This window comes from Bradyrhizobium sp. IC3195 (genome assembly GCF_020193585.1).
Classification (GTDB): domain Bacteria; phylum Pseudomonadota; class Alphaproteobacteria; order Rhizobiales; family Xanthobacteraceae; genus Bradyrhizobium; species Bradyrhizobium yuanmingense.
The window spans coordinates 1-16,614 of record NZ_JADYVG010000029.1; the positions used below are offsets into that span (position 1 = coordinate 1).

The following is a 16,614-nucleotide window of genomic DNA, read 5'->3' on the forward strand; positions in this document are numbered from 1 at the left end:
CCGCCGCTCTGTATACGCGCGGTCGGTGTCCCCGAGGCACCCGTCCAGTGCGGGCCACCATACTGATCCTTATGAAGGAATGCACGCGTCGTCATGAGCCGCCTCGTGATGAAATTCGGCGGCACGTCCGTCGCCAACATCGAACGTATCCGCAACGTCGCACGCCATGTGAAGCGTGAGGTCGATGCCGGCCACGAAGTGGCCGTGGTCGTCTCGGCGATGGCCGGCAAGACCAACGAGCTGGTCGCCTGGTGCACCGAGGCCTCGCCGATGCACGACGCGCGCGAATATGACGCCGTGGTCGCCTCGGGCGAACAGGTGACGTCCGGCCTTCTTGCCATCGTGCTCCAGGGCATGGGCATCCAAGCCCGCTCGTGGCAGGGCTGGCAGATCCCGATCAAGACCAGCGACGCCCATGCCTCGGCCCGGATCGAGGACATCGACGGCAGCGAGATCATCAAGCGCTTCAAGGACCGAAAGGAGGTCGCGGTCATCGCCGGCTTCCAGGGCATCAACCCCGAGACGGGTCGCATCACCACGCTCGGCCGTGGCGGCTCCGACACCTCGGCCGTGGCGATCGCCGCCGCCGTCAAGGCCGACCGCTGCGACATCTACACCGACGTCGACGGCGTCTACACCACCGACCCGCGAATCGTGCCGAAGGCCAAGAGGCTCGACAAGATCGCATTCGAAGACATGCTGGAACTGGCCTCGCAGGGCGCCAAGGTGCTCCAGGTCCGCTCGGTGGAACTCGGCATGGTCCACAACATGCCGATCTTCGTCCGCTCGAGCTTCGATAAGCCCGAGGATATCGACCCGCATGCCAACCAGCCGCCCGGCACGCTGATCTGCAGCGAGGAGGAGATCATGGAAAGCCACGTCGTCACCGGTATCGCCTTCTCCAAGGACGAGGCTCAGATCTCGGTGCGCCAGATCGAGGACAAGCCCGGCGTTGCGGCCTCGATCTTCGGCCCGCTGGCTGATGCCAATATCAACGTCGACATGATCGTGCAGAATGTGTCCGAGGACGGCAAGACCACCGACCTCACCTTCACCGTGCCGGCCGCCGACTTCACCCGCGCCAAGGATACGATTACCGCAGCCAAGGCCAAGATCGGCTATGCGCGGCTCGATACCGCCACCGATGTCGCCAAGATCTCGGTGATCGGCAGCGGCATGCGCAGCCATGCCGGCGTCGCCGCCCAGGCGTTCTCGGCGCTCGCCGGGCGGAACATCAACATTCGGGCCATTACAACCTCCGAGATCAAATTTTCGGTCTTGATCGATACCGCCTATACCGAGCTTGCGGTGCGCACCTTGCATACGCTCTACGGTCTCGATCAGACCTGACGGTCTTTCCGGAAAACCGCTTCGCACTTTTCCGGACAGTGCCAAAAGGCTAATTTTCTCTTAGCGGTCGCAGCAAACGCGAAGGTGTACACACCTTCGCGTTTGGCAGGCGTTTTGCTTGGCAAAACAAGCCTCAATTCGCTATACGGCGGACAGGGTGGGCTGCCGCAGACTGTGTCCCAGTTCAGGCGGCGCTGATTCGGTACGAGCACTCAATCTCCCGTGGATTTGGGCTTGTGCCTGCGCCGGACAAACAATTTGATTGTTTTTCTGGAATTTTGGTCCAGCCGCCGGCCGATATCGCCGGGCCCGGCCGATGGAGGAGATTGACGGTTCATGCGGAGCGCGTCGGGAGGTCCCCGCGTCTTGTTGAGACGGCTCCGCGAGACCATGGCGGAGCAGGTCTCGGCCCAGGAGCGGCTGGACAAGATCGTGGTGCTGATCGCCGCCAACATGGTGGCCGAGGTGTGCTCGGTCTATGTGCTGCGCATCGACAATACGCTCGAGCTCTACGCCACCGAAGGTCTCAACCGCGAGGCGGTGCACCACACCGTGCTCAGCGCCCATGAGGGCCTGGTCGGCCTCGTCGCCAGCGAGGCGACGCCGCTCAATTTGAGCGACGCGCAGAGCCACCCGGCGTTCTCGTTCCGGCCCGAGACCGGCGAAGAAATCTACCATTCCTTCCTCGGCGTGCCGATCCTGCGCGCCGGCAACACGCTCGGCGTGCTGGTGGTGCAGAATCGCGCCAAGCGCAATTATGTCGAGGAGGAGCTCGAGGCGCTCCAGACCACCGCGATGGTGCTGGCCGAGCTGATCGCCTCCGGCGAACTCTCCGCGCTGGCGCAGCCGGGCCAGGAGCCGGCGGCGCGCCATTCGGCGCAGAAAGTCGGTGCCATCCTGTCGGAGGGCATCGCGCTCGGCCATGTCGTGCTGCACGAGCCGCGCGTCGTCATCAAGGACTACATCGCCGAAGACCTGCCGAAGGAGATCAAGCGGCTCGATACTGCGCTCGCCAAGCTGCGTGCCGATCTCGACCGCATGCTGGAGCGCGGCGACGTCGCCGAAGGCGGCGAGCACCGTGAGGTGCTTGAAGCCTATCGCATGTTCGCCAACGACCAGGGCTGGTCGCACAAGCTGCACGAGGCGGTCGCGACCGGCCTCACCGCGGAAGCCGCGGTCGAGCGCGTCCAGTCGGACACCCGCGCGCGCATGCTGCGCTCGACCGACCCCTATTTGCGCGACCGGCTGCACGATCTGGAAGACCTCGGCTACCGCCTGATGCGGCAGCTGGTCGGCCAGGATCATGCGCCCTCGCGCGAGCAGCTGCCCGACAACGCCATCGTCATCGCCCGCGCGATGGGCCCGGCGGCGCTGCTCGACTACGACCGCAAGCGCCTGCGCGGCATCGTGCTGGAGGAAGGCACCGCGAACTCGCACGTCTCGATCGTGGCGCGGGCGCTGGGCATCCCTGCGGTCGGCGAGGTGCCGAACGCGCCTGGAATCGCCGATCCCGGCGACGCCATCATCGTCGACGGCACCTCGGGCTCGATCTATGTGCGCCCGTCGCAGGAGATCGAGGCGGCCTTCGCCGAGCGCGTGCGCTTCCGCGCCCGCCGCCAGGCGCAGTACCTGGCGCTGCGCGACCGGCCCTGCGTCACCAGGGACGGCCAGAAGGTCGAGCTGATGATCAACGCAGGTCTTGCGATCGACCTGCCGCATATCGAGGACACCGGCAGTGCCGGCATCGGCCTGTTCCGCACCGAGCTGCAATTCATGGTCGGTCAGAGCCTGCCGCGCACCAGCGACCAGCTCGCGCTCTATCGCACCGTGCTCGATGCCGCCGGACCTAAGCCCGTCACCTTCCGCACGCTCGATATCGGCGGCGACAAGGCGCTGCCCTATATGGAAGCGGTGATCGAGGAAAACCCCGCGCTCGGCTGGCGCGCGATCCGGCTCGGGCTCGATCGTCCCGGCCTGTTGCGCGGCCAAATCCGCGCGCTGCTGCGCGCCGGCGGCGGCCGCGCGCTGCGCATCATGTTCCCGATGATCTCGGAGGTCGCCGAATTCGACTCGGCCAAGGCGCTGGTCGAGCGCGAGCTCACATACCTCCGCCAGCACGGCCACACGCTGCCTGAACGAATCGACATCGGCACCATGGTCGAGGTGCCCGCCCTGCTCTACCAGCTCGACGAGCTATTGAAGAAGGTCGATTTCATCTCGGTCGGCTCCAACGATCTGTTCCAGTTCCTGTTCGCGGTCGACCGCGGCAACGCCAAGGTCTCCGAGCGCTTCGACACCATGTCGGCGCCGATCATGCGCGCCTTGCGTGACATCGCGCGCAAGGCGCACGCGGCGCAGAAGTCGCTCTCGCTGTGCGGCGAGATGGCCTCCAAGCCGATCGGCGCACTGGCGCTGATTGCGCTGGGCTACCGCTCGCTCTCGCTCTCGGCGACCGCGCTCGGCCCGGTCAAGGCGATGGTGCTCGACCTCGACGCCAAGAAGGCCGAAGCGATGCTGGGCCCTCTGCTGGATGCGCCTGCGGGCAGCGTCTCGATCCGGCAGAAGCTGACGGAATTTGCCGAGGCCGAGGGCCTTGCGTTGTAGCGGGCCTGTCGCCAGCTTCCCGCCGCCCTCGCCTCCTTCCGCACTTTGAGACAGAACCGATGTCGTCACTTCCCGAAGCCAAACTGGACGTCCTGCTCGCGCATCACGCTTCGCTCGAGGCCGAGTCGCTCGGACAGCTCGCCTCCGAGCGTTACGTGCAGATCACGCGCGAGCTCGCCGAGCTCACGCCCCTGATCGAGGCGGTGAAGTCCTATCGCGCCGCCGTCAAGGAGCTCGCCGACACCGACGCGTTGATCGCCGATGCCGCCACCGATGCCGAGATGCGCGGCATGGCGGAAGCCGAACGCGACGAGCTCGCGCCGAAAATCGAGGAACTGGTCCAGAAGATCCGCGTCGCGCTCCTGCCCAAGGACGCCATGGACGACCGCAACGTCATGCTGGAAATCCGCGCCGGCACCGGCGGCGACGAGGCTTCGCTGTTCGCCGGCGACCTGTTCCGGATGTACGAGCGCTTCGCCAGCTTGCAGGGCTGGAAGGTCGAGGTGATCTCCGCCAGTGAAGGCACCGTCGGCGGCTACAAGGAAATCATCGCCGAGATCCAGGGCCGCGGCGCATTCTCCAAGCTGAAATTCGAATCCGGCGTGCACCGCGTCCAGCGCGTGCCCGACACCGAGACGCAGGGGCGCATCCACACCTCCGCCGCGACGGTCGCCGTGCTGCCCGAGGTCGAGGACGTCGACGTGGACATCAAGAACGACGACCTGCGCATCGAAACCATGCGCGCAGGGGGCGCCGGTGGCCAGCACGTCAACAAGACGGAATCGGCGATCCGCATCACCCACATCCCGACCGGCATCGTGGTGATGATGCAGGACAGCCGCTCGCAGCACAAGAATCGCGCCTCCGCCATGAACATCCTGCGCTCGCGCATCTATGACGCCGAGCGGCAACGCGTCGAGGCGGCGCGCTCGGCCGAGCGCAAGGAGAAGGTCGGCTCCGGCGACCGCTCCGAGCGCATCCGCACCTACAATTTTCCGCAAGGACGCGTCACCGATCATCGCATCAACCTCACGCTCTACAAGCTGCCGCAGGTGATCGCGGGTGAAGCGCTCGGCGAACTGATCGACGCACTGACGACGGAGCACCAGGCCGCACAGCTCGCTGCGCAAGGCGCGGCGGCCTGAGGCGTGAGCAACCCCTTCACCGGACAATCCATCGAGAGCGCGCGGCGGGCGCTGGCTGCGCAACTGAGATCGGCACGGCTCGACGAAGCCGAGCTCGACGCGCGCATCCTGATCAGTGCGGCACTCGGCCTCGACCTCACCGGCCTGGTCACGCAGGCGGCCCGTCTCCTGACCGCGGCCGAAGCATCGCGGCTCACGCAACATGCACAGCGCCGCATCGCCGGCGAGCCGGTGTCGCGCATTCTCGGGACGCGCGAATTCTGGGGCTTGCCGTTCCGCCTGTCGGAAGCAACCCTGGTGCCGCGCCCCGATACCGAGACCGTGGTCGAGCTTGCGCTCGAGATTCTCCGCGAGCGGCAGGCATCTCACCCGCCGCGGATCGCCGACATCGGCACCGGCTCGGGCGCGATCCTGCTCGCGCTGCTGCACGAAATCCCCGATGCGTTCGGCGTCGGTACCGATCTCAGCCAGAACGCGCTCATAACCGCCAGGGACAATTCCGCGGCGCTGGGACTCGCCGACCGCGCCGCCTTCGTCGCCTGTTCCTACGCCGCGGCGCTCGGTGGCCCGTTCGACCTCATCGTCTCGAATCCGCCCTATATTCCCTCGGCTGAAATTCCGAAATTGAGCATCGAGGTGCGCGAGCACGACCCGCATCTGGCGCTCGACGGCGGCAATGACGGATACGACGCCTATCGCGCCCTGATCCCGCAGGCGAGCGAGCGGCTCGCCCCCGGCGGCGCCCTGGTCGTCGAGGCTGGACAGGGCCAGGCCCAAAATATTGAAACCTTGATGAGGGCCGCCGCGTTATCGCTGGACAGGTCACCCAAGGCCGACTTGGCGGGCATTCCGCGGGCCGTTTCGGCCCGAAAAATGCCCCCATAAAAGCCCGATTGGCCTGCAAAAACCACTTGGAATATCCCGTGGGAACGACTACGTTCCGGTCAACACATCGGTGCCGGCCCCGTAGACCTACGGGCGAAAGCCGGGCTCTCGGGCGAGAGCTTTACTGATTGAAGGTTCCAAGCCGCAGGTCCTGTTGAGCGCGATGGCCCGTGGAGCTGCGCTGCTCTCTCCGACCGCAAGTGAACGAAAGCCTGATATTGCGCTTGAACACTTACGCAAGAAAGCTGGGCTTGTTTCGGCAGGCGAAATGAATGGGTTCGCTGGCAATGGATGCTGGCGGGTGGGGAACGCGTCTTTGTTGAACGCGACGGTCGACGAACATCGGCAGGGTTGGATCCGCTTTTGCGCGGTGCGCGCAAGACATGTGAGCCACTGTCACCAGGTCACTCCTAGCAATCAGTAATGCGTGCAACCTTTAGGGCTGGAATTAAAGGCAGGACATGAGAAACGGTCAGAACAAGCAGCGGATGCGCAACCGCAACAACAATAACAACAACAACCGGCGCGGCCAGAACCCGATGACCCGGGTCTACGAATCCAACGGACCCGACATCAAGATTCGCGGCACTGCTTCGCACATTGCCGAAAAGTATCTCCAGCTTGCACGTGACGCGCGCTCCTCCGGCGATCCCGTTGCAGCCGAGAACTACTACCAGCACGCCGAGCATTATTTCCGCCTGATCGCGGCGGCTCAGGAGCAGTTCCGTCAGAACCAGCAGCCGCGCGGCGATGAGCCCATCGCCAGCAGCGACGAGGGCGAGGACGACGGTGAGAATTTCTCGGCCTTCGGCCAGGAGCCCGGCTTCGTCCCGCAGCCCCAGCCGCAGCCCTTCATGCGCGACCGCGACGGCCAACGCGATCATCACCAGCGTGATCACCAGCCGCGCGACAACCAGCCGCCCTATCAGCGCGACAATCAGCAGCCGCGCGAGCACCGCGAACGCGATCACCGTCCGCAGCCGCAATATCAGCCGCAACCCGCCAACCAGCCGCAGCCGGTCATCGCCGATGGCGGCGTCGACCGCCTACCCTCCTTCATCACCGGCGCGCAGCCGCAGGTGAACGGCAATCAGGGCGGCTTCGAGGGCGGCGGTGGCGGCGAGCGCTATCCGCGCCGGCGGCGCCGGCCGCATGGCCCGCGCCCGGAGCGTGAAGCCGCTCCGGTCGCTTCCAGCGACGAAGTCGCCCCGGGCGAGTAAGCTCTTCTGACTTTCCGACTCGAATCGTCCCGGCCTCGCCGGGACGATTTGCTTTTGATGCTGTGCGTTGGCCGGGCACAGACCCACCTCTCCCGAAGGGAGAGGTGAAGCTAACTGCGCGTCACCGTCGTCGAGGATGGCACCAGCACCGGCTTGGCGAGCGAGGGAATCAGCCGCGCCCGCTCGCGCTTGGCGGGGATCGCGCGGTAGACCTGCTTGGTCGCCTCCACGATGTGGACGCCGGCAAAGGGCAGTGACAGCGCGGCACCGGCACGTTCCCACATCTGGGCCGATTTCAACACCCAACCGCCGGCGTAAGGCGGCATGAACAGCGCCTCGCCCCAAGCGGTCGGCGTGAACCAGGTCTGGCGCAACAGCTCGGTGATCTGCGAGCGCGAATAGGGCCGGCCATGGCCGAACGGCGTGCTGTCGGTGCGGGTCCACACCCCACGCCGGTTCGGGATCACGGCGATGACGCGCCCAGAGGGCGACAGCACGCGCCACACCTCGCGCAGCAATGCGGCCGGATCGTCCGACATCTCCAGCGCGTGCACCAGGAGAATGCGGTCGACCGCGGCGTCGGGAAGCGGCAGCGAGAACTCATCCACCAGCGAGGCCAGCGCGGGCCGTCCCGTCGGCCATTTCAGGACACCCTGCGCCGCCGGCATGAAGGCGAGGCAGCGCTCGGCGTCCTCGCGGAACAACCCCAGATAGGGTGTGGGATAGCCGACGCCGAGCACGCGCTGGCCCTCGGCGCTGGGCCAACGCTCCCTGATGCCGCGATTGATCATTTGCCGCGCCACGATGCCGAGGCGGCGGGAATAGAACTCGCGGAGGTCGACGACGTCGATGGTCATGACCGCAATGTAACATGCGCCAGGGCGCCGCTGCGCGCGGAATATTGCATTGCCTGCGCAACGTTAACGCCATATTTGTCTGGCGGGGCTGAGCGCGATGGAGATGACATGGCCGCCGAAATTCGTACTTTCAACTGTTTAAACGACAATTTCGGTTATCTGATCCACGATGTGGCAACCAAAGCGACGGCCTCGATCGACGCGCCGGAGGCCGGCCCGATCCTCAAGGCCCTGGAGCGCGAGGGCTGGCAGCTCACCGACATTCTGATCACCCATCATCATGGCGATCATGTCGGCGGGGTCGCCGAGCTCAAGCAGAAATACAATTGCCGCGTCGTCGCGCCGCACGACAAGACCACGAAGATCGCCAACGTCGACCAACGCGTCGCCAATGCCGACGTGGTCAAGATCGGCAATCTGCTGGCGCGTGTCGTGGAGACGCCCGGCCACACGCTCGACCACATCTCCTACGTGTTCGACAATGAGAAGACGGTGTTCGCCGCCGACACGCTGTTCTCGATCGGCTGCGGCCGCGTGTTCGAGGGCACCTATCCGATGATGTGGGATTCGCTGCTGAAGCTGCGCGCCCTGCCCGACGACTTCAAGCTCTATTGCGGCCACGAATACACGGCGTCCAACGTCAAGTTCGCGCTCACCATCGAGCCGGACAACGCGGCGCTGCAGGCGCGCGCCGCGGAGGTGACAAAGCTGCGCGCCGAGAACAAGCCGACCATTCCCTCGCTGCTCGGCGAGGAGAAGCGCGCCAACGTGTTCCTGCGCGCCGATGAGCCGGCGGTCGCGGCCAAGCTGCATATGAAGGGCGCGGATCCCGCTGCGGTGTTCGGCGAACTGCGCGAGCGCAAGAATAAATCCTGACGCACAAGTCCTGAAGCACACTCCCGACGAGGATCGATGCCGACCGCAGCCGAGATCATCGCACGCCTCGAGCTCCGCCCGCATCCGGAAGGCGGACATTATCGCGAGACGTTTCGCGACCAGAGCACGGACGCCAACGGGCGTTCGCGCTCGACGCTGATCTACTTCCTGCTCGCGCGCGGCGAGCGTTCGCACTGGCATCGCGTCGATGCGGTGGAGACGTGGCACTATTACGCCGGCAGCCCCTTGACGCTGCGCATCGCCCATGACGGCTGCTCGCAGCACGAGGTGCGGCTCGGCGCCGACCTCGGCGGCGGTGAGCGGCCGCAGGCGATCGTGCCTGCGCGGGCCTGGCAGATGGCGGAAACCACCGGCGAGTGGACGCTGGTCGGCTGCACCGTGGCACCCGCATTCGAGTTCGCAGGCTTCGAGCTCGCGCCGTCCGGCTGGGAGCCGTAGCTCCGCTCCAATCATCGCTTCCGCAGCACCATGTCCTTGGCCGCGATCAGGCCGCCCCCGGCAATGAAGATCGCAGCAAGGGCGATGTTGGCGCTGGCCTTGGCGAAACCGGCAGCGATGAGGAATCCCGTCGAGAGCAATGGCGTCGCGTAGGAGGCGGCGCCGAGCACACGGATGTCGCCGCGCTTCATGCCGATGTCCCAGGCGTAGAACGCAGCACCGACCGGGCCGATGCCGAGTGCGATGACCGAGAGCCATTGCACCGTGGTCTCCGGCCAGACCGTGGTTTCAAGCAGACCATGCATCAGCGCGGCCAATATTGCCGTGGCAAGACAGAAGCCCGCAACCGCATCGGTCGGCACCGCTTTCAACCGGCGCGACAGCACCGAATAGGTCGCCCAGACGAACGCCGCGATGAAGGCCGCGATGAGACCCGGCACAGCTCCAGGCGCAAAACCGCTGGTGTTGCCGGCGAACAGCAGCACCGTGCCGACGAGGCCGAGCACGGCGCCGATGATGTGGTGCGCCGCCAGCCGCTCGCCCGGCAGGAAGGACGAGAACAGCACGATCAAGAGCGGCCACAGGTAATTCAGAAGGCCGGCTTCGGCCGGCGGGGCGAAGCGCAGCGCGAGGAAATACAGCGCGTGATAGCCAAACAGGCCGCCGACGCCGACGATCCAGACGGCGAGCGGTTGCCGCAAGCTTCTCGCCGCCTCGCTCCGACCGATCCAGGTGAGCAGGCCGACGACACCGCCGATCGCGAAGGTCATCGCAGCGAGCTGAAACGCCGGGATCTTTCCGGTCGCCACCGTCATTACCGACAGCAGCGACCACATCAGGATCGCGGTCAGACCGATCAGCGTGGCAGTGCGGGGAGTCATTGGCCCAATGTTTCCGTCATGGCCGGGCTTGTCCCGGCCATCCACGTTCTTCCGTGGCGACGGCTGTTGTAAGGCCGTGGATGCCCGGGACAAGCCCGGGCATGACGATGTGGACAATATCAGCCTGCGTGATGCGATCGCATCACACCATGTACTGGCCGCCGTTGACCGAGAGCGTCGAGCCGGTGATGGCGCCGGCTTCATCCGCGGCGAGGAACACGACGGCACGCGCGATCTCTTCGGGCTCGCCGAGACGGCCGATCGGAATCAGCGGCAGGATCGCCTTCTCCAGCACGTCCTTCGGCACTGCCTGCACCATCTCGGTATTGATGTAGCCGGGACAGATCGCATTCACGGTGATGCCGCCCTTGGCGTTCTCCAGCGCCAGGGCCTTGGTGAAACCGATCTCGCCGGCTTTCGCTGCGGAGTAGTTGACCTGTCCGAACTGCCCCTTCTGGCCGTTGATCGAGGAAATGTTGATGATGCGACCGAACTTGCGCCCGCGCATGCCTTCGATCACCTGGCGCGACATGTTGAATAGCGAGCCGAGATTGGTGTTGATGACGGCGTTCCACTGCTCAAGCGTCATCTTGTGGAAGGCACCGTCCTTGGTGATGCCGGCATTGTTGACCAGCACGTCGACCGGGCCGACCTCGGCCTCGACCTTCTTCACGCCCTCGGCGCAGGCCTCGAAACTGCTGACGTCCCACTTGTAAACCGCAATGCCGGTCTCGGCCTTGAATTTCTCCGCGGCAGCGTCGTTGCCGGCATAGCTCGCCGCAACCTTGTAGCCGGCGGCCTTCAGCGCCTTGCTGATCGCAGCACCGATGCCCCGCGTACCACCCGTCACCAATGCAACACGTGCCATGTCGTATTCCTTCCCTCTTCCTTGGACGCTTCGGACTTTTCTGACGTGATCGCTTTTTAGCTACGGATTATGCGGTTGGTTTGACGGACATCAAGAACAAAACGCCCGGCATCGAGCCGGGCGTTTTTCTTTAGTCGAGGCTTGTCGGGTTGCGAAGAATATTTGATTTGCAACCGCTGCCTTTTTAGTCGCGTGCAACGCACGCGCTGACGTGTGCGGCGCACCCGTCAGCTGCGCGTAAGATCAGTCGCGCGCCACACACATGGCGATGCCCATGCCGCCGCCGATGCACAGCGTGGCCAAGCCCTTCTTCGAATCGCGCTTCTGCATTTCGTGCAGCAGCGTCACCAGCACGCGTGCGCCGGACGCGCCGACCGGATGGCCGATCGCGATCGCACCGCCGTTGACGTTGACCTTGGAGGTATCCCAGCCGAGGTCCTTGTTGACCGCGCAGGCCTGTGCCGCGAAGGCTTCGTTGGCCTCGATCAAATCGAGATCGCCGACGCTCCAGCCGGCCTTCTTCAGCGCGGCGCGCGAGGCCGGGATCGGGCCCGAGCCCATGATCTTCGGATCGACGCCGGCCTGCGCCCAGGACACGATCCGCGCCAGCGGCTTCTTGCCTTCCTTGGCGGCCTGCTTGGCGGTCATCAGCACCACGGCGGCAGCGCCGTCGTTGATGCCCGAGGCCGAGCCCGCGGTCACCGTGCCATCCTTCTCGAAGGCGGGCTTGAGCTTGGCCATCGCGTCGAGCGTGGCGCCATGGCGCGGATATTCGTCGGCGCTGACGACGACGTCGCCCTTGCGGGTCTTGATGGTGACGGGGACGATCTCGTCGTTGAACTTGCCGGCCTTCTGCGCCGCCTCGGCCTTCTGCTGCGAGGCCACGGCGAACTCGTCCTGCTGGGCACGCGTGATCTGCCATTGCCGCGCGACGTTCTCGGCGGTGTTGCCCATGTGGTAGCCGTTGAAGGCATCCCACAGGCCGTCCTTGATCATGGTGTCGACCAGCTCCAGGCCGCCCATCTTCACGCCGCCGCGCAGATGCTGGGCGTGCGGGGCCATGCTCATCGATTCCTGCCCGCCGGCGACCACGATCTCGGAATCGCCGTTGAGCAGCGCCTGGTAGCCGAGCGCAACCGTGCGCAGGCCCGAGCCGCACAGCTGATTGACGCCCCAAGCCGGGCTCTCCACCGGAATGCCGGCGCCGATCGACGCCTGGCGGGCCGGGTTCTGGCCTTGGGCGGCGGTCAGGATCTGCCCCATGATCACTTCGGAGACCCGGCCGGGCTCGATGCCGGCGCGCTCCAGCGCGGCCTTGATGGCGACGGCGCCGAGGTCATGGGCGGGTAGGGTCGCGAAGGCTCCGTTGAAGCTTCCGACCGGGGTGCGGGCGGCGCTGACGATGACGACATCGTCTGACATGGGCATCTCCTGGGGCTTGAGGTTCTTGTGAAGGGGGCAGGCGGGCTGGAAAGCGATCGCCAGTCTCGTCAGCCATCCTGTTAACGTCGTTGAGGCATGTCAATCGGCCGGGGCCCGAATTCATACCGCAGCGCATTCAAAATAGCGTTCTTGGCGTTTTCGCAAGCAGGATTTTGCTCTGCAATTAACCGTGCCGCACAAAACGGTAGCGTGAGCCCTTTGAAAATGCTTATTTTGTTGCGTTGCGTACTCTTCCCGCCCTGCGGCATTGCCCGACAGGTTCCCGTTCTCCGCGTTTGCAAGTGAGAGCCCATGGCGAAATCAGACCAACCCACCACAATCAAGAAATACGCGAACCGCCGGCTCTATAACACCGGAACGAGCACCTATGTGACGCTCGAAGACCTCGCCGCGATGGTCAAGGACGGCGAAGACTTCCTGGTCTATGACGCCAAGACCGGCGACGACATCACCCGCTCCGTGCTCGCCCAGATCATCTTCGAGCAGGAGAACAAGGCCGGCCAGAACCTGTTGCCGACCACCTTCCTTCGCCAGCTGATCCGCTTCTATGGCGACAGCATGCAGATGGTGGTGCCGAAATATCTGGAGCAGTCGATCGCGACCCTGACCCAGGAGCAGGAGAAGTTCCGCAAGCAGATCGCCAATACGCTGTCCGGCACTCCTTTTGCTCCGTTGGAAGAGCAAGTCCGCCGCAACATGGAGCTGTTCCAGCAAACCTTCTCGATGTTCAAGCCGTTCGCTGCGCCCCGTCCGGCGGCCAGCCCCGAGCCGGAGCCCGATGCGAATGCCGAGGCGCCGAAGGACAGCAACATCGACGAGCTGCGCCAGCAGATGAAGGAAATGCAGGAGCGCCTCGAGCGGATGTCGAAGAAGGACGAATAGTCTTTCATTCGCGCCGGCCCCTGTACGCGGGAGGGCGAGCCACGTCTGACCGAAGCAACCATTGGGACCATGTCTACGCCACCAAGGGCGAGGCCGAGGTCAGCTGGTATCAGGATAGCCCCGCGATCTCGCTCGCGATGATTCGCGCAGCCGGCTCCGATCGCGACACGACCATCATCGATGTCGGCGGCGGCGCATCGCGCCTGGTCGATGCGCTGTTGCAGGACGGCTATCGCGACATCGCCGTGCTGGATCTTTCTGCCCATGCGCTCGCGGCGGCGAAGAAGCGCATCGGTCCGGCCGCTTCGACGGTCGACTGGATCGTTGCCGATGCCACGACGTGGCGTCCGACCAGGACCTACGATGTCTGGCACGATCGCGCAGCGTTTCACTTCCTGACTGACCCGCGCGACAGGGTCGCTTACGTGGAGCGCCTGCGGTCGGCGGTCAGACCTGGCGGCCACGTCATCATTGCGACGTTTGCACCCGCTGGTCCCGAGAAATGCAGCGGCCTGCCGGTGCAGCGCCACGACAGCGCGAGCCTTGCGGCGGAGCTCGGGCCGGAATTTAAACTGGTCGAGACGCGCAGCGAGACGCACCACACGCCGTGGCATTCGACGCAGGCGTTTCAGTTCAGCCGGTTTCGGCGGCAGAAATAGTTCTCGTCATGGCCGGGCTTGACCCGGCCATCCACGTCTTGACGCGCGACGCGAAGAACGTGGATCCCCGGGACAAGCCCGGGCATGACGACAGAGACTCCGGATCAAGCCGCCATCTTCACGGCATGCGCAAAGTCCCAGTAGAGCTTGCGCGCCTTGGCGTAGAACGGGCCCGGCTTCAGCTCGCGCTCGTCGATGCGGATCACGGGCGCGACCTTGGCGAAATTGCCGGTCGAAAAGATCTCGTCGGCGGTCAGGAAATCGGCGTAGCGCAGCGTCTTCTCGACCACGGTGACGCCGTCGGCGCGAAGCAGGCTGATGACGCGCTGGCGCGTGATGCCGTTGAGGAAGGTGCCGTTCGGCACCGGCGTGAACACCACGCCGTCCCTGGCCATGAACACGTTGGAATTGCCGAACTCGGCGACGTTGCCGAGCATGTCGAGCATCAGCGCGTTCTGGAAGCCGCGCGAGGCAGCTTCGGCGAGTGCGCGCGAATTGTTCGGGTAGAGGCAGGCGGCCTTGGCTTCGACCGGCGCGCATTCGGCCGTCGGCCTACGAAACGGCGACAAGGTGATCGCGTTGCCGACGGGCTTTGGCATCGGCGCTTCGTAGATGCACAGGCACCAATTGGTGGTCTCGGGGTCGAACAGCACGCCGCCGCCGCTTCCGTTCTGCGCCCAGTACATCGGACGGATATAGAGCTCGGCATTTCCGGCAAAGCGCGCGATGCCTTCGTTCGCGAGCGACAGCCAAGTGTCGGTATCGACCACCGGCTTCAGGCCGAAACTGATCGCGGATTGATTGGCGCGGGCGACGTGACGGTCGAGATCCGGTGCGACGCCCTCGAAAGCGCGAGCGCCGTCGAACACGATCGAGCCGAGCCAGGCCGCATGGGTGCGCGGCCCCATGATCGGCACGTTGCCCTCGTGCCATTTGCCCTCGAAGAAGGTCCAGCTCGGCGAGTAGTCGATGGGCTTCTTGATCTCGGCCATGACCGGCCTCCTTTTCGAACGATCCGGCACTATTGTCCCAATTTCTAAACGATTTGCTGCGAGGAAATGGTGAGTTACCCTCTCCCCTTGTGGGAGAGGGTGGCTCGCCGCGTAGCGGCGAGACGGGTGAGGGGTATCCATCCGCGAACTCACCTGCGGAGAAAACCCCTCATCCGGCGCTGCGCGCCACCTTCTCCCACAAGGGGAGAAGGAAGAATCCATGCCGCTGGATCCGCTCGCAAAGCGTTTGTTGACCATGATGGCTGCGGCTGCGCCGCAGGCGCGGAGCCGCCCGAGTGTGGAGGTGCGGCGGCAATCGCTGGCAAAGCTGATGCAGTTCGCCCGGGCCGAGGCGCCGGATGTGACGACCTCCGACGGCAGGCTGCCCGGTCCCGGCGGCGAGCTGCCCTATCGCCTGTACGCGCCGGCAGGCATTGAAGCGCCCGCACCGGGCTTCGTGTTCTTTCATGGCGGCGGGCTCGTCGCCGGCAGCATTGCGACGCACGAGCGCATCGCCGCGGCGCTGGCGCATGCCACCGGCTGCCGCCTCGTGTCGGTCGATTACCGGCTCGCGCCGGAGCACAGATTCCCCGCCGCGGTCGACGACGCGATCGCCGCCACCGAATGGGTGGCGCGCGAGGCGGCATCGCTCGGCATCGACGCGGACCGCCTTGTGGTCGGCGGCGATTCCGCCGGCGCCACACTCGCGGCGATCGTGTGCCAGAATGCGGCGCAGACCGCTGGCCTCTCCATCGCCGCGCAGTGCCTGATCTGCCCGGTGCTGGATTTCGAGGAAACCTCGCCTTCGCGCGAAGCCTTTGCCCAGGGCCATCTGATCGATCGCGCCACGATCGAAGCCGATCTTTCCGATTATCTGCCTGACGGCATCGATACCGCCGATCCCCGCGTCTCTCCCTTGCGCGCAACACGCCTCACGGGCCTGCCGACCGCAATCATCCACACCGCCGAATATGACCCGATGCGTGACGAGGGCAATGCCTATGCCCGCAAGCTGCTCGCCGCGGGGGTCGCGGTCGAGCATGTCTGCCACGATGGCATGGTTCACAATTTCCACGCCATGGGCGCAATCCTGCCGCAGGCACAGCTCGTGCTGTCGCAAATCGGCGAACAGGTGCGGCGCGCGGTGAAGACCTGACAGCGTCAATCATACGCGCGCGCCGATCACCGCGCGCGCCGCCGCGACATATTCCGGCCAGTGCGCTTCCGCATAATGCTCCGCCTGCCATGCGCAGGTGCGGTCGGGCGCATGCGCCGCCGCAATCGTGCGCGCGAAACGTTCCTCCGCAACAGTCGCCTTGCCGGGCTCGGCTATGGGTGCAGCAGCCACCGCAGCACCGGGAGTAACGGCAAGCCCCGCCAGACCGGTGAGCAGGATGCGGCGTGACGTGTTCATGGCTGTCTCCTCCATTCTTCGGCCTGCACTGTGGCGGGCGAGTGTGTCAGTGCGATCACGCCAGGGTAACCGCGCACAT

At 65.3% G+C, this 16,614-nt stretch carries 16 protein-coding genes; 10 read left to right on the top strand and 6 right to left on the bottom strand.

Annotated features, from left to right (window positions below; all coding sequences use genetic code 11):
* The first annotated feature begins 93 nt into the window (after positions 1–93).
* From I6F09_RS33625 to I6F09_RS33645, 5 genes are all read left to right on the top strand, one after another.
* Entirely contained in the window at positions 94–1,350 is a 1,257-nt protein-coding gene (locus I6F09_RS33625) for an aspartate kinase (protein WP_036014718.1), read from the top strand.
* Positions 1,351–1,686: 336 nt separating this feature from the next.
* The gene (gene ptsP / locus I6F09_RS33630; RefSeq protein WP_036014720.1) at positions 1,687–3,954 is read left to right on the top strand and encodes a phosphoenolpyruvate--protein phosphotransferase; all 2,268 of its coding nucleotides are present in this window, start codon (positions 1,687–1,689) and stop codon (positions 3,952–3,954) included.
* 59 nt (positions 3,955–4,013) lie between these two features.
* Positions 4,014–5,099, top strand: coding sequence for a peptide chain release factor 1 (gene prfA, locus I6F09_RS33635; protein ID WP_225113766.1), 1,086 nt, complete (start codon positions 4,014–4,016; stop codon positions 5,097–5,099).
* A gap of 3 nt (positions 5,100–5,102) precedes the next feature.
* Entirely contained in the window at positions 5,103–5,984 is an 882-nt protein-coding gene (prmC, locus tag I6F09_RS33640; RefSeq protein ID WP_225137158.1) for a peptide chain release factor N(5)-glutamine methyltransferase, read from the top strand.
* Between the two features lie 461 nt (positions 5,985–6,445).
* Complete coding sequence (locus I6F09_RS33645; RefSeq protein ID WP_036042629.1) at positions 6,446–7,204, top strand: DUF4167 domain-containing protein; 759 nt, start codon at positions 6,446–6,448, stop codon at positions 7,202–7,204.
* 110 nt (positions 7,205–7,314) lie between these two features.
* Here I6F09_RS33645 and I6F09_RS33650 read toward each other — a convergent pair whose 3' ends face one another.
* On the bottom strand, positions 7,315–8,061 hold the full coding sequence (locus tag I6F09_RS33650) for a methyltransferase domain-containing protein (RefSeq protein ID WP_036014737.1): 747 nt from the start codon (positions 8,059–8,061) through the stop codon (positions 7,315–7,317).
* Between the two features lie 108 nt (positions 8,062–8,169).
* Here I6F09_RS33650 and gloB point away from each other — a divergent pair, with 108 nt between their 5' ends.
* Together gloB and I6F09_RS33660 are read left to right on the top strand one after the other, a co-directional pair.
* Complete coding sequence (gene gloB, locus I6F09_RS33655; protein WP_225189934.1) at positions 8,170–8,937, top strand: hydroxyacylglutathione hydrolase; 768 nt, start codon at positions 8,170–8,172, stop codon at positions 8,935–8,937.
* Between the two features lie 36 nt (positions 8,938–8,973).
* The gene (locus I6F09_RS33660; protein ID WP_225129837.1) at positions 8,974–9,396 is read left to right on the top strand and encodes a cupin domain-containing protein; all 423 of its coding nucleotides are present in this window, start codon (positions 8,974–8,976) and stop codon (positions 9,394–9,396) included.
* A gap of 11 nt (positions 9,397–9,407) precedes the next feature.
* Here the strand turns inward: I6F09_RS33660 and I6F09_RS33665 are convergent, their stop codons facing one another.
* From I6F09_RS33665 to I6F09_RS33675, 3 genes are all read right to left on the bottom strand, one after another.
* Positions 9,408–10,277 carry an EamA family transporter gene (locus tag I6F09_RS33665; RefSeq protein ID WP_225189935.1) on the bottom strand — a complete coding sequence of 290 codons (870 nt, stop codon included), beginning with the start codon at positions 10,275–10,277 and terminating at the stop codon, positions 9,408–9,410.
* A gap of 142 nt (positions 10,278–10,419) precedes the next feature.
* Positions 10,420–11,145 carry an acetoacetyl-CoA reductase gene (gene phbB, locus I6F09_RS33670; protein ID WP_036014745.1) on the bottom strand — a complete coding sequence of 242 codons (726 nt, stop codon included), beginning with the start codon at positions 11,143–11,145 and terminating at the stop codon, positions 10,420–10,422.
* Between the two features lie 243 nt (positions 11,146–11,388).
* On the bottom strand, positions 11,389–12,567 hold the full coding sequence (locus I6F09_RS33675; protein WP_036026194.1) for an acetyl-CoA C-acetyltransferase: 1,179 nt from the start codon (positions 12,565–12,567) through the stop codon (positions 11,389–11,391).
* A gap of 312 nt (positions 12,568–12,879) precedes the next feature.
* Here I6F09_RS33675 and phaR point away from each other — a divergent pair, with 312 nt between their 5' ends.
* The gene (phaR, locus tag I6F09_RS33680; RefSeq protein WP_036014750.1) at positions 12,880–13,470 is read left to right on the top strand and encodes a polyhydroxyalkanoate synthesis repressor PhaR; all 591 of its coding nucleotides are present in this window, start codon (positions 12,880–12,882) and stop codon (positions 13,468–13,470) included.
* A gap of 137 nt (positions 13,471–13,607) precedes the next feature.
* A complete protein-coding gene (locus I6F09_RS33685) occupies positions 13,608–14,129 on the top strand; it encodes a class I SAM-dependent methyltransferase (RefSeq protein WP_225189936.1) in 522 nt (173 codons plus the stop codon).
* Positions 14,130–14,233: 104 nt separating this feature from the next.
* On the opposite strand, the gene I6F09_RS33690 is transcribed toward I6F09_RS33685, so the two are convergent.
* Positions 14,234–15,121, bottom strand: coding sequence for a branched-chain amino acid aminotransferase (locus I6F09_RS33690; protein WP_225137170.1), 888 nt, complete (start codon positions 15,119–15,121; stop codon positions 14,234–14,236).
* Positions 15,122–15,341: 220 nt separating this feature from the next.
* Here I6F09_RS33690 and I6F09_RS33695 point away from each other — a divergent pair, with 220 nt between their 5' ends.
* Positions 15,342–16,277 (top strand): alpha/beta hydrolase, encoded by a 936-nt coding sequence (locus I6F09_RS33695; protein WP_225189937.1) that lies wholly within the window; start codon positions 15,342–15,344, stop codon positions 16,275–16,277.
* Positions 16,278–16,286: 9 nt separating this feature from the next.
* Here the strand turns inward: I6F09_RS33695 and I6F09_RS33700 are convergent, their stop codons facing one another.
* Positions 16,287–16,535, bottom strand: a complete 249-nt coding sequence (locus I6F09_RS33700) for a hypothetical protein (protein ID WP_036014770.1) — start codon at positions 16,533–16,535, stop codon at positions 16,287–16,289.
* Positions 16,536–16,614 lie beyond the last annotated feature (79 nt).